Raw genomic sequence first — 13,203 nt, 5'->3', positions numbered from 1 at the left:
TCCTTCGCAAGCTGGGGATACTCCCCTCCTGTGGACAAGAGTGCCACAGCCGAGCAGCGATTTGCGCCCCCTGAAGGTAATGCACAGGTAAAACTCAGGCAGTCTGAGAGTCAATTCACATCAGACCACAATCATTCGTCCGGGTTGTCCGATTCGGCAGGATCTCCGCCCTTGATCGACCACAACAAGCCGTCCAGCTCGTCCGGCTTGACCAGAACATCACGAGCCTTCGATCCCTCGCTGGGCCCGACGACGCCTCGGGTCTCCATCAGGTCCATCAGACGGCCGGCCTTCGCGAAACCCACCCGCAGCTTGCGCTGCAACATCGACGTCGACCCGAACTGGCTGGTGACCACCAGCTCGACAGCCTGGAGTAGCACGTCGAGATCGTCGCCGATGTCGGCGTCGACGTCCTTCTTCTCCGCGGCCTTCTGCGCGGTCACACCCTCCTGGTACTCCGGCTCCGCCTGGTTCTTGGCGAAGTCGACGACGGCCGTGATCTCCTCGTCGGTGATGAACGCACCCTGCAGACGGGTGGGCTTGCCGGCGCCCATCGGCAGGAACAACGCGTCACCCATGCCGATCAGCTTCTCGGCGCCCTGCTGATCCAGGATCACGCGCGAGTCGGTCAGCGACGACGTCGCGAACGCCAGGCGCGAGGGCACGTTGGTCTTGATCAGGCCCGTCACCACGTCGACCGACGGTCGCTGCGTCGCCAGAACCAGGTGGATACCGGCCGCGCGGGCCTTCTGCGTGATCCGCACGATCGCTTCCTCGACGTCGCGAGGCGCCGTCATCATCAGGTCGGCGAGCTCGTCGACGATCGCGAGGATGTACGGGTAGGGCTTGTAGACACGCTCACTGCCGAGCGGTGCGGTGATCTCCCCCGACTTCACCTTCTTGTTGAAGTCGTCGACATGCCGAACCCGATTGGCCTGCATGTCCTGGTAGCGCTGCTCCATCTCCTCGACCAACCACGCCAGGGCCGCGGCGGCCTTCTTGGGCTGCGTGATGATCGGGGTGATGAGGTGCGGAATGCCCTCGTACGGCGTGAGCTCCACCATCTTCGGGTCGATCAGGATCATCCTGACCTCTTCCGGGGTCGCGCGCGCCAACAGCGACACGAGCATCGAGTTGACGAAGCTCGACTTACCCGAGCCCGTCGAGCCGGCGACCAGCAGGTGCGGCATCTTCGCCAGGTTCGCACTGACGAAGTTGCCCTCGATGTCCTTGCCGAGGCCGATGACCAGGGGGTGATGATCCTTGCGCGTCGACGACGCGGTCAGCACGTCCGCCAGGCGCACCATCTCGCGGTCCGAGTTGGGCACCTCGATGCCCACGGCCGACTTGCCGGGGATCGGGGCGAGGAGTCGGACGTTGTCGGTGGCCACGGCGTAGGCGATGTTGCGCGCCAGGGCGGTGATCTTCTCGACCTTGACGCCGGGGCCGAGCTCGACCTCGTACCGGGTGACCGTGGGTCCACGGGTGAACCCGGTGACGGCCGCGTCGATCTTGAACTGCTCGAGAACCTCGGAGATGGCCTCGATCATCGTGTCGTTGGCCTGGCTCCGAGTCTTGGGCGGATCCCCGGCGATGAGCAGCGACAGCGACGGAAGGACGTAGTCGCCGTCGACGACCCGGTCGACGACCAGCTTGTCCTCGTCCGCGGGCTTCGGCGGCGTGGCCGCGACGACCGGTGCGGGTTTCGGCTTCGGGGCCGGAGGGGGTGTCGGGGCCGGTACGGGCTTCGCCTTCGCAGCAGGCGGCGCCACGGGAACGTACTCGGTCGGCTCGTCGACCGGATAGGCAGCGTCGGGATCGACCGGAGCAGCACCTCGACGGCGCCGAGTCTTCGGCTTCTCGTCCACCGGGTATCCGTCGGCGTCGAACAGCGCCGGGTCGTAGTCGTCCCGGCTGTCGTCCGAACCGTAGGAGTCGTAGGACCGGTCGTAGCCGTCGGGTGCGAACTCGTCGTCGTAACCCTCGTCATAGCGAGCGTCGTACTCGCCGTACTCGTCACCGCGGTCGCGAGTGCCGAACAGCGTCCGCAGCCGCGCGGGGATGTCGCGGACTGTCGTACCGGTGAGAAGCAGGACTCCGAACAGGATTGCGAGGAGCAGCAGCGGCACCGCCAACCACACCGTGACACCACTGCTGAGAGGTCCACCGACGACGAATCCGACGAAACCACCGCCCGACGCGCGTCCGGTGGCGTCGTCGGGAGATCCTGCGCCCAGATGCCACAACCCGAGCATGGGAAGTCCGACGAGGACGGAACCGAGTACGAGACGTGGCCGGGTGTCCGGCTTGGGCTCGGTGCGCATCAGCGCCACGGCGACGGCGATACCGAGCAGGGGCAGAACGACGGCCGCACTGCCGACCACGGCACGCAGCCCGATCTCGATCCACTCTCCGACGGGCCCACCCGCGGAGAACCACAGTCCGGCCGCGACGACGACGCTCACGGCGAGAGCGCCCAGCGCGAGCCCGTCCCGACGGTGTCCGTGCTCGATGTCGGCTGCTTTGCCGACGGTGCGCGTGGTGGCTCCGACTCCGCGGGCAGCGAGTGACCAGCCCTTGCCGATACCGCGACCCACCGAGTTCAGCGCGGCCATGCCCGGCGAGACGGACGATCGCTTGGCGGCGGGCCGCGCCCGCGTCCCCGACGAGGTGCGAGGAGCCGACTGCCGGGCACCGGACTGCCGTGGTGCGGTGGGCTTGCGCGGCGTGGTGACCGTCCGCCCGCGTCCTGTCGACGTGGCACTGCTCTTGCCTGTGCCTGCCCTGGTCGATCCGGTACTCCCGGATCGGGACGCGCGCGTACTCGTCTTGCCTGCCATGACCGTCAGGCTAGTCGGTCGACACCATCAGGACCATCCGCAACACCAGTAACAAGAGCGTGCGTCGGTGTCACACGCCTCGGTCGAGACCCTTCACCGACGCGATGTCCTCCGCTTCACCGTCGAACTCCAGCACGACCGCGTCCCGCCCGAAGGCATGGAGCACCAGTTCGGCCGGTTCGCCCCGGAGCGTCACGGTCCGCGATGCCGACTTCTTGCCGAACGCTCGGCGCCGACCGTCCAGGGTCTCGACCGCGACCCTGACCGGAGCGCTCCGGTAGGCGATGCGGCCGAGCAATCCCAGCAGACCCCACAGCGCACTCTGCATCTCGGGGCTCAGCTCCCGAGGGCTCGGCGCCGCGGTGCCGGCGCGCCTGATGTCCTCGTGGTGGACGAACATCTCGCCCAGGTTCACCTGCGCGTCGAGCAACTTGTACGGGGACCACACGGGAGGACCGGTGCGGACGTCGTCCACCAGCGACACCCACTCCCCCGCGGCGACACCGTCCTGGACCTTGCGTGTGTACCCGGCCAACGGCGGCAGGAAGATGCCCGGCGCGGCGTCGAGCCGTCGTTCGCGGATGACGAGGTGCGCCGCCAGATCGCGCACCGTCCAGTCGCCGCACAGTGTCGGGGCATCCGGTCCGACCTCCGCCATGGTGTCCGCGAGGTCCAGACGTTCGTCGTGTGCGAGGCTCATGAGATACGAATCTAGCGTCTGTCGTACGGTCGCCGGTGTGCCCGTGACCGAAATACTGCTCATCCTGCTGGCGGGCTTCGCCGCGGGAGGCATCAATGCCATCGTCGGATCGGGAACGCTGATCACGTTCCCCACCCTCATCGCCTTCGGGTACCCGCCGGTCACGGCGACCATGAGCAATGCCATCGGCCTCGTCGCGGGCAGCGCGTCGGGCGCCTGGGGTTATCGCCGAGAACTGCGAGGACAGTGGCCGCGCCTGCGCTGGCAGCTCCCCGGATCCCTGCTCGGTGGACTGCTGGGTGCGTGGCTCCTCCAGCATCTGCCCGAGAAGACGTTCACCGCAGTCGTTCCCGTCCTGCTCGTCCTGGCGCTGGTTCTCGTCGTCACCGGACCCCGTATCCAGGCCTGGGCCCAGAAGCGGTCGTCCTCGGAGACGTCCGAGACGTCCGAGTCGTCGGCGGGGCTCGGCCGCGGCCGATTCGTTCTGCTGGTCATCGGCACGTTCGCGGTCGGCGTCTACGGCGGATACTTCACCGCCGCACAGGGAATTCTGCTGATGGGCGTCATGGGCGCCCTGCTGCCGGAGAACATCCAGCGGATGAATGCCGCCAAGAACGTTCTGTCGCTCGTCGTCAACATCGTCGCCGCGGCGTCGTTCATCATCTTCGCGTCGGACCGGATCAGTTGGGCCGCAGTCGGATTGATCGCCGTGAGCTCGTTGGTCGGCGGCGCCGTCGGTGCGCGGTACGGCCGTCGACTCTCACCGGGAGTACTGCGTCTGTGCATCGTCGCACTGGGCCTGATCGGCCTGTACAACCTGCTCGCCTGACGCGGCCTCCGATGATTCGGAGGCCGCGTCAACGGGTGGATCAGCCTTGATTGACCTCGATGACGGTGGGCACGATCATCGGCTTGCGTCGGTACTTGTCCGCGACCCAGCGACCGACGATGCGACGCACGGACTGTGCGACGCGATGCGTGTCCCGGACACCGTCGTTGGCGAGGCGCACAACTTCCGCCTCGACCAGCTTCGCAGCCTCCTCGAGCGCGCCGGGGTCGTCGGAGAACCCGCGACCCGACACCTCGGGGGTACCCACCGAGCGACCGGTCGCGCTGTCGATGGCCATCGTGATGGCGATGAAGCCGCCCTCACCCAGAACCAGTCGATCCGACAGAGTCGAGTCGCCCACGTCACCGACGGACAAACCGTCGACGTAGACGTGTCCGACCGGCACCTGACCGACGATTTCGGCGAGACCGTCGACCATGTCGACGACGACGCCGTCCTCGGCCAGCACGACGCGCTCCTCCGGGACACCGGTGGAGATCGCAAGGGCGGCATTGGCACGCAGGTGCCGCCACTCGCCGTGGACGGGCATCGCATTGGTCGGACGCACCGCGTTGTAGAGGTAGAGGAGCTCGCCCGCCGACGCGTGGCCGGACACGTGCACCTTGGCACTCTGCTGCGTGACCACCTTGGCGCCACGCTTGGCCAGCCCGTTGACGACGGCGAACACGGAGTTCTCGTTGCCGGGAATGAGCGAGGACGCCAGGACGACGAGATCGTCGGCGCGGATGTTGATCTGACGGTGCTCACCGCGGGCCATGCGGGACAGAGCCGACAGCGGCTCACCCTGCGAACCCGTGGACACGAGCACCAGCTTGTCGTCCGCGAGCTTCGTCGCGGTGTCCATGTCGACCTCGACACCGGACGGGACGGTCAGGTAGCCGAGCTCCTGCGCGATGGCCATGTTGCGCACCATCGAGCGACCGACGAACGCGACCTTGCGGTTGTAGCGGTGCGCGACGTCGATGACCTGCTGGATGCGGTGGACATGGCTGGCGAACGACGCCACGATGACGCGGTTCTTCGCCTTGCCGATGACGGTGTCGAGGACTCCGCCGATCTCGCGCTCGGGTGTGACGAACCCCGGCACCTCGGCGTTGGTGGAGTCGACCAGGAACAGGTCGACGCCCTCGTCGCCCAGACGCGAGAAGCCTCCGAGGTCGGTCAGGCGACCGTCGAGCGGCAGCTGATCGAGCTTGATGTCGCCGGTGTGCAGCACGACGCCGGCGTCGGTACGGATCGCGACGGCGAGCGCATCGGGGATCGAGTGGTTGACCGCGAAGTACTCGAGCTCGAACGGTCCGTGGTCGGTGCTCTCGCCCTCGCGGACCTCGACCAGCTTCGGCTTCTGGCGGTGCTCACGGCATTTCGCAGCGAGCAGCGCGAGCGTGAACTTCGACCCGATGACCGGGATGTCGGGGCGCAGGCGGAGCAGGAACGGCACGGCACCGATGTGGTCCTCGTGGCCGTGCGTGAGAACCAGGGCGACGACGTCGTCCATCCGGTTCTCGATGTGGCGGAAGTCCGGGAGGATCAGGTCGACGCCGGGCTGGGCGTCCTCGGGGAACAGCACGCCGCAGTCGACGATGAGCAGCTTGCCCTGGAACTCGAAGACGGTCATGTTGCGACCGATCTCGCCGATACCGCCGAGTGCGACGACGCGGAGGCCGTTCTTCGGCGCCTTCGGCGGAGCGCCGAGGCGCTGCGTCTTGTCGACGGCGGTGCGGGCGTCGGGTCGCTGGATCGCCGACGAGCTCTGCGGGGTGCGCGGAGGCCGTGAGCGAGGCCCGCGTCCACCGCGGCCACCGGACTGGTTGCCACCGCCGGACTGGTTACCGCCGCCCGACTGGTTACCGCCGCCGGACTGACGGCCCTTGGGGGCGTCGGACTTCGGGGCGCGGTCGGTCTGCGGTGCCTTCTCGGCTCGTGTCGCGGGCGACGCGGGGGCGTCGGCTACGGGGGGCGGAGTCTTGGGTGCCTTCGGTGCCTCGGGAGGCGCCTCGACGGGAGGTCCGGCGCTGCGTGTGGCACTGCGCCGCCTGGGCGGACGGGTCATGTGAGAACTCCTGCACGGTGGAGATCGGCTGCGAGAGCATCGATCTGATCGGTGGACGGTGGAACTTGCGGAAGACGGGGGTCGCCGACGTCGATGCCCAGCAGGCGCAGGCCCGCTTTGGAACCCGTGACGCCGCCGAGTCGGGCGAACGAGCGCACGATCGGAAGCAGGCTGACGTTGATGGCCTGCGCGGCGGCGATGTCGCCGGCGGTCCAGGCGGCATGAAGGTCGCGCAGCTTGCCCGGCACGAGATGGCCGATGACGCTGACGAATCCGACGGCGCCCACGGACAACCACGGGAGGTTGAGGGGGTCGTCGCCGGAGAAGTACTCGAGGCCGGTGGACGCGATCAGCTCGGCGCCCGCGGCGAGATCGCCCTTGGCGTCCTTGACGGCCAGGATGTTGCGGTGCTCCGCCAAGCGGCGCAGCGTTTCCGTCTCGATGGGAACGACGGAGCGGGGCGGAATGTCGTAGAGCATCACCGGCAGATCAGTGGCGTCCGCGACGGCGACGAAGTGGGCGTACAGGCCGGCCTGGGGTGGGCGTGAGTAGTACGGGGTCACGACGAGGAGGCCGTGAGCGCCCGCATCCGCGGCGGCCCGAGCGAGCTGGATGCTGTGCGCGGTGTCGTTGGTGCCGGCGCCGGCCACGATGCGGGCCCTGTCCCCCACGGCCGCGACGACCGCACGCAGGAGGTCCGCCTTCTCGCGATCGGTGGTGGTGGGCGATTCACCCGTCGTGCCGGAGATGACGAGGCTGTCGCAGCCACTCGACACGAGGTGCGACGCCAAGGACACCGAGGTGTCGATATCGAGTGCGCCGTCCGGGGTGAACGGAGTCACCATCGCGACGGACACCGCTCCGAACGGCGAGGGCGCCGTCGCCGTCTGCTTCTGCCGTGCGGGGTCGACAGTCTCCGCAGTGCCGACAGTCCTCGCGGTGTCACCGATGGTCATGGTCAGGAAGGTTACCCGGTCCGATTCGGACCGCCGGACCCCCACGACGCTGCCGACTCGTCGGGCGCGCCGTCATTCTCCGGGGTACGAGCTCCGCGCCACTTCGGTGCCGTCGGGCAGAGTCTCGATCTCGAAGTCCGCGAAGACGTCGGGAGCGACATCCTTCAGGCGTCGCAAGCACTCGACCGCGAGGCGACGGATCTCGAGATCGGCGTGCTCGGACGCCCTCATGACGACGAAATGCCGCCAGGAGCGGTAGTTGCCCGTCATCACCAGACGCGTCTCGACGGCGTTGGGAAGCACGGACCGCGCAGCCTGACGCGCTTGCTTGCCCGCCACGACGGCGGGCGCGTCGGGACCGCTCACCTTCTCCAGCGCGGTCAACAACGCGTCGTACGCGGCACGGGAACTGTCGGTCGCATTCTGGAACAAGTCACTCAGCGTCGGGTCGGCTTCGAGAGCCGGGGGAACGACCATCCGCGCGTCACGTTCGGACACCGACCGTTGCGAGAGCTGCGAGAACGAGAAGTGCCGGTGCCGGATCAGTTCGTGACTGCACGAGCGGGAGATACCGGTGACGTAGACGCTGGCCGAAGCATGTTCGAGCACCGAGTAGTTGCCGACGGCCAGCAGATGGTTGAGGTACCCGGCGTTGGTCGCGGTGCGCGGATTGGGCTTCGACCAGCTCTGGTAGCAGGCACGGCCGGCGAATTCGACCAGGGCCTGTCCCCCGTCGGCGTCGGTCTCCCACGGCACGTCCGGTGGCGGCACGAACGAGGTGGCGGCGATCAGCCGAACGGACAGCGGAGCTTTCTGCACCCCCGAAGACTATTCGCTCGCGCGAGCGAGATCGGACGCGAGATCCCCCCGATCGCCGACGACGACATCGTCGACACCCAGCCAGTCCGCCATCTCACGTATCGACGCCGAGAGGGCCGTCGTGACCTCGGCGCGTCTTCCTCGGGCGTCGACGGACGGTTCGGAGAAGGCACCCGGAACGGTGAGGACTCCGGCGGCGCGGTCCACCCGGATGTCCACACGCCCGACGAGTTCGTCGTTCAGCAGGAACGGGAAGACGTAGTACCCGTACGTTCTCTTCGGTTCGGGCGTGTAGATCTCGATGCGGTAGTGGAAATCGAAGAGCCGCTCGGTGCGGGGTCGCCCGAAGATCAACGGGTCGAACGGACACAGCAGAGCAGCCGTCTCGACCGACCGCGGTACCCGGGTGTCGCGGTGCAGGTAGGCCTGATCCCGCCAGCCGGTCACCGTGACGGGCACGAGGACACCCGCGTCCACCAGATCGGCGACGGCACGGGTGGTCTGCACCGACGACAGGCGATAGTGATCGCGCAGGTCCGCCGCAGTGGCGACGCCCATCGCCTCGGCCGATTTCTCGACGAGCTGTCGGACGGCATCCACCTCGTCCACCCGCCGCCCCACGACGTCGGCCGGCAGCACTCGCTCGGAGAGGTCGTACAGCCTCGTGAACCGCTCCCGCCGCGGTACGGACAACACACCGCCGGCGAACAGTTGCTCGCACACCACCTTGACGTCGCTGTGGTCCCACCACGGACCCTTCGGACCCGGTCGACGACGGTCCAACAACTCCTCGAGGCCTCGTGCGGTCACGGGGCCCTGGTCGCGGATCGCGTCCAGCACCTCGTCCACCAGCCCGGGGTTACGCTCGGCCACCCGGGCAGCGCCGCCCCACCGGCCGTGCTCGTACTGGTCCATCCGCCACCGCATCAGCGGCCAGTCCGCGACGGGGAGGAACGCCGCCTCGTGCGCCCAGTACTCGACGAGCAGTCGCGGTGATCGCGGCGTGTCCGTCCACGCCGCGTCGTCCAGTGCCTGCCGGTCATAGGGTCCGATCCGACTGAAGACCGGCGCATAGTGCGCGCGCACCGCCGCGGACACCGAATCGATCTGCAGGAGCTTCGTCGAGCGCACGACACCCGCCACCGCTCGCCTCCCCGACACCGCGCCGGACCGCGGGCGACCAAATCCCTGTGCCGCGACGGCAGTACGACGCGCGGCGGCGGCGGACAGCTCACGCATCGGGAACGGCCCTCTCGCAGCAGGTCTTCACCGTCAGGACGGTACCCGTGACAGGTGGTGTTTCTGCTCCTCTCACACCGGATATCGGCGGGAACCCGCGGTGTCCGGGCGCGAGGGGAGCAGAAAGCCCACTCACCGGCTGAACGGCAGGGTCGTCCGGCCGGACGGATACTCTCGGGTCATGCATCGGTCGAGGCTCGTTCCCCTGATCCTGTCGGCCGCCCTTCTCGGCGCGGCCTGCGGATCGACGATCGAGGGGCGCCCCACGGCCGGCGAGTGGGTGCCCACAGCCGAGAATCCCGACCCGTCCCTCGCCTTGGACGGTATCGAGGTGGTGCAGTATCCGCCCGCCTTCCACGCGCTCGCGAACTACCGTGTGGCGTACAACTATTCACCCCCGATGGGCGGCCGGCACGACGCCGCGTGGGCCACGTGTACCGGGATCGTGTACCCGGAACCCGTGCGGACGGAGAACATGGTCCACTCCCTCGAGCACGGCGCCGTCTGGATCGCCTACGACCCCGACGCTCTCGACGACCAGCAGGTCGCGGCACTCGCTGACAGGGTCGACGGCGCGCCTTACACGATGCTCTCGCCGTATCCCGGCATGGACCGCACCATTTCGCTGCAGTCCTGGGGACACCGACTGGCCGTGGACAGCGCGGACGACGAGCGCATCGACCAGTTCATCTCGGCACTTCGTCTGAACCCGAACACGTTCCCGGAACCCGGCGCTACGTGCGCGACACTGCCCTCCACGTTCGACACGCTGAACCCGCCGCCGTTCGTCGAAGGCCCGCCGGATCCCGCGTCGCCGCTGACCCTTCCGGAATGATCAGGCAGGCATGACCGTCGCCGCAAGGGTGCCGCCGAGGTCGACGAGCCGCTCTCGAGACGTCGCATCGAACGCCGTCAGGTCGACGGGGGCAGCGGCCTGCTCGAGACCCCAGCCGCTCACGATGGATGTCAGCGCCCGCACCGCGCCCACCGTGTCGTTGTTCCCGTAGACCCAAGCGCCCCAGGGTTTCCCGTCGACGGCGCCCAGTGTCGGGTAATACACGGAATCCAGGAAATGCTTCAGTGCACCGGACATGTAACCGAAGTTGGCCGGCGTACCGAACAGGAATGCGTCGGCATCGAGGACGTCACCGACGGTCGCCCCGAGCGCCGGGCGGACTCGAACGTCGACTCCGTCGATCTCGGGATCCCGCGCCCCGGCCAGAACCGCCTCGAGCATCTCGTGCATCGGCGGCGAGACCGTGTGGTGCACCACCAGGAGCAGCGTCACGCGCTCTCGGCGCGCTCGAGTTCGACAGCGCGGCGCATGGTTTCGCGAGCACGCCCACGGTCTCCCGCGTAGTCGTAGGCACGGGCCAATCGGTACGAGTTACGCCAGTCGTCCGGCGCCTTCTCGTACTCGGCCTTGACGTCCGCGAACAACGCATCGGCAGCTGCGCGTTCGATGCGGCCGGACGGACGGCGAGGAAGATCCTCCACGTCCAGCTCGAGGTTCTCCTCGTGGATGCGCCGCGCGAGATGCTGGTGCCGCAGTCCGGCTCGGAGCGTGGCCACGACGATCCAGATTCCCAGCAGCGGCAGGATCAGCACACCGATGCCGAGGCCGATGTTGACCGGACCACCGAGCTGGATGAAGTCGATCCCGCGACTTCCGAGAATGACGAAGTAGACACCGAGTACGACGACCATCACCACGATGATCGCCACCACGCGCGAATACTTGCTCATACCGACCGTCCTCCGGACTTCTCGCTGCTCATGCCGACCGTCCTCCGGACTTCCCGCTGCTCATGCCGACCGTCCTCCGGACTTCCCGCTGCTCATCCGAGATCCATCAGCGGTTCGATGCCCAGCGTCAGACCGGGTCGGGACCCGATCGCCCGAACTCCCAGCAGCACACCGGGAGTGAAGGACGTGCGGTCGATGGAGTCGTGCCGGATGGTCAGTGTCTCGCCCTGCGTACCCAGCAGCACTTCCTGGTGCGCGACCAATCCCGCCAGCCTGACCGAGTGCACGCGCACCCCGTCCACATCGGCACCGCGCGCCCCGTCGAGCTCGGTGCTGGTCGCATCGGGGCTCGGTCCCACGCCGGCCGCCGCGCGCGCCTCGGCGATCAGCGCCGCCGTGCGATACGCCGTGCCCGACGGTGCGTCAGCCTTGTTCGGGTGGTGGAGTTCGATGACCTCGACGGAGTCGAAGAACCGCGCGGCCTGCTGCGCGAACGCCATGGACAGAACGGCACCGATGGCGAAGTTCGGGGCGATCAGCACACCGGTCGTCGGAGACTCTGCGAGCCACCCGCGCACACGATCCAGACGCTCGTCGTCGAAACCGGTGGTTCCGACGACAGCGTGGATACCGGCCCCGACGAGATACTGGAGGTTGTCCATGACGACGTCCGGATGCGTGAAGTCGACGACCACCTGCGCGCCGTTCTCCGCGAACGTCTCCAGCCGGTCACCCTTGTCGACGCGAGCGACCAGCTCGGTGTCCGGCGCGGCCTCGACGGCGTCGCACACCGCCTGTCCCACCTTGCCGGCTGCGCCGAGCACTCCGACGCGAATTGCCTCTGTCACCGTCAACATCCTCCACTTCGAACTGTCGCAGGACAGCCTAGTGGTCGAACTCGATGACCTGACGTATCGCCTTGCCGTCGGCCAACTCGTCCATGCCCTCGTTGATGTCGTCGAGAGTGATACGCGAGGACACGAGCTTCTCCACCGGGAATCGACCTTCGCGCCACATCTGCTCGTAGGTCGGGATGTCGCGCTCGGGAACGGCCGACCCCAGGTAACTTCCGATGATGGTTCGCGCCTCGGCGACGAGCGTCAGTGGCGAGATCGACGCGCGGGCGTCGGGTGACGGGAGCCCGACGGTGACGGTGGTGCCACCGGGCGCCGTCGCTGCCAGCGCCGTCTCGAACGCGCGCGCGTTGCCCGCCGCTTCCACCACGATCTGCGCCTTCACACCGGACTCGAGCAGTTCCTGCGGTGTGTAGACCGCCGTGGCCCCCAGATCACGCGCCATGTCGAGCTTGTCGGGCATGGAGTCGACGCCGATCACGTCGCCGAGCCCCAACGACGCCGCGGTCAGGATCGCTGCCATACCGACGCCGCCCAGCCCGACCACCATGATCGTGTCCCCGCTCGTCGGGGACGCGGCGTTCAGCACGGCGCCTCCGCCGGTGAGAACCGCGCATCCCAGCACGGCAGCGACCGCGGGGGGAACATCGGCGCCCACCGGGACGACGGATCGACGATCGACCACCGTGTGCGTCGCGAACCCCGAGACCCCGAGGTGGTGCTTGACCTCGGTGCCGTCCCGCCGCAGTCGGACGTCGCCGTTCAGCAGGGTGCCGGCGTTGTTCGCCGCGCTGCCCGGTACGCACGGTGTGCGCCCGTCGGACAGGCATCCGGCGCACTCCCCGCAGCGCGGCAGGAACGTCATGACGACGCGCGTGCCGATCTCCAGATCGACTCCGGCGCCGACTTCCTCGACGATGCCGGCGGCCTCGTGCCCCAACAGCATCGGTACGGGCCGTACCCGGTTCCCGTCGACGACGGACAGGTCCGAGTGGCACAACCCGGCAGCTTCGATCCGCACGAGGATCTCTCCCTCTCCCGGCGGGTCGAGGTCCAGTTCGGACACGGTCAGAGGACGGGATTCGGCGAACGGACGCTGACGACCGATCTCCTCGAGGACGGCACCGCGAATCTTCATACCGTCAC

The 13,203-nt window shown here is 68.1% G+C and carries 12 protein-coding genes; 2 read left to right on the top strand and 10 right to left on the bottom strand.

The genetic code is table 11. The features are described 5' to 3' along the window. Nucleotides 1-131: 131 nt before the first annotated feature. Together AC0IX4_RS11250 and AC0IX4_RS11245 are read right to left on the bottom strand one after the other, a co-directional pair. Complete coding sequence (locus AC0IX4_RS11250) at nt 132-2,840, bottom strand: DNA translocase FtsK (RefSeq protein ID WP_471828994.1); 2,709 nt, start codon at nt 2,838-2,840, stop codon at nt 132-134. Nucleotides 2,841-2,910: 70 nt separating this feature from the next. Beyond that, nucleotides 2,911-3,540: a TIGR03085 family metal-binding protein gene (locus AC0IX4_RS11245; RefSeq protein ID WP_471828993.1), complete on the bottom strand. Its 630-nt coding sequence runs from the start codon at nt 3,538-3,540 to the stop codon at nt 2,911-2,913. On the opposite strand from AC0IX4_RS11245, the gene AC0IX4_RS11240 reads away from it, so the two are divergent. Beyond that, complete coding sequence (locus tag AC0IX4_RS11240) at nt 3,539-4,369, top strand: sulfite exporter TauE/SafE family protein (protein ID WP_471828992.1); 831 nt, start codon at nt 3,539-3,541, stop codon at nt 4,367-4,369. The two genes, AC0IX4_RS11245 and AC0IX4_RS11240, sit on opposite strands and share 2 nt — an antisense overlap. Before the next feature lie 40 nt (nt 4,370-4,409). Here the strand turns inward: AC0IX4_RS11240 and AC0IX4_RS11235 are convergent, their stop codons facing one another. The 4 genes from AC0IX4_RS11235 to AC0IX4_RS11220 all read right to left on the bottom strand — a co-directional run bounded on the left by AC0IX4_RS11235 (nt 4,410) and on the right by AC0IX4_RS11220 (nt 9,457). Continuing rightward, entirely contained in the window at nt 4,410-6,443 is a 2,034-nt protein-coding gene (locus AC0IX4_RS11235; protein WP_471828991.1) for a ribonuclease J, read from the bottom strand. Beyond that, the gene (dapA, locus tag AC0IX4_RS11230) at nt 6,440-7,399 is read right to left on the bottom strand and encodes a 4-hydroxy-tetrahydrodipicolinate synthase (protein ID WP_471828990.1); all 960 of its coding nucleotides are present in this window, start codon (nt 7,397-7,399) and stop codon (nt 6,440-6,442) included. Before dapA ends, AC0IX4_RS11235 begins: the two co-directional genes overlap by 4 nt. Nucleotides 7,400-7,471: 72 nt before the next feature. Beyond that, the gene (gene thyX / locus AC0IX4_RS11225; protein ID WP_471828989.1) at nt 7,472-8,218 is read right to left on the bottom strand and encodes an FAD-dependent thymidylate synthase; all 747 of its coding nucleotides are present in this window, start codon (nt 8,216-8,218) and stop codon (nt 7,472-7,474) included. Between the two features lie 9 nt (nt 8,219-8,227). Beyond that, nucleotides 8,228-9,457: a winged helix-turn-helix domain-containing protein gene (locus AC0IX4_RS11220; RefSeq protein ID WP_471828988.1), complete on the bottom strand. Its 1,230-nt coding sequence runs from the start codon at nt 9,455-9,457 to the stop codon at nt 8,228-8,230. 181 nt (nt 9,458-9,638) lie between these two features. Here AC0IX4_RS11220 and AC0IX4_RS11215 point away from each other — a divergent pair, with 181 nt between their 5' ends. Beyond that, complete coding sequence (locus AC0IX4_RS11215; protein ID WP_042572712.1) at nt 9,639-10,292, top strand: DUF3105 domain-containing protein; 654 nt, start codon at nt 9,639-9,641, stop codon at nt 10,290-10,292. On the opposite strand, the gene AC0IX4_RS11210 is transcribed toward AC0IX4_RS11215, so the two are convergent. The 4 genes from AC0IX4_RS11210 to AC0IX4_RS11195 form a co-directional block, all read right to left on the bottom strand. Further along, the gene (locus tag AC0IX4_RS11210) at nt 10,293-10,745 is read right to left on the bottom strand and encodes a flavodoxin family protein (RefSeq protein ID WP_471828987.1); all 453 of its coding nucleotides are present in this window, start codon (nt 10,743-10,745) and stop codon (nt 10,293-10,295) included. After that, on the bottom strand, nt 10,742-11,203 hold the full coding sequence (locus tag AC0IX4_RS11205; RefSeq protein WP_056074560.1) for a hypothetical protein: 462 nt from the start codon (nt 11,201-11,203) through the stop codon (nt 10,742-10,744). The genes AC0IX4_RS11210 and AC0IX4_RS11205 overlap by 4 nt, the downstream gene beginning before the upstream one ends. A gap of 92 nt (nt 11,204-11,295) precedes the next feature. Continuing rightward, nucleotides 11,296-12,051 carry a 4-hydroxy-tetrahydrodipicolinate reductase gene (gene dapB, locus AC0IX4_RS11200; RefSeq protein ID WP_471828986.1) on the bottom strand — a complete coding sequence of 252 codons (756 nt, stop codon included), beginning with the start codon at nt 12,049-12,051 and terminating at the stop codon, nt 11,296-11,298. Nucleotides 12,052-12,088: 37 nt separating this feature from the next. Continuing rightward, nucleotides 12,089-13,195: a zinc-binding dehydrogenase gene (locus AC0IX4_RS11195; RefSeq protein ID WP_056074559.1), complete on the bottom strand. Its 1,107-nt coding sequence runs from the start codon at nt 13,193-13,195 to the stop codon at nt 12,089-12,091. Between the last annotated feature and the right edge of the window lie 8 nt (nt 13,196-13,203).

The organism is Rhodococcus sp. AC861, from assembly GCF_979256035.1.
The sequence above is the reverse complement of the archived record's forward strand: the minus strand, read 5'-3'. Positions and strand labels throughout refer to the sequence as shown.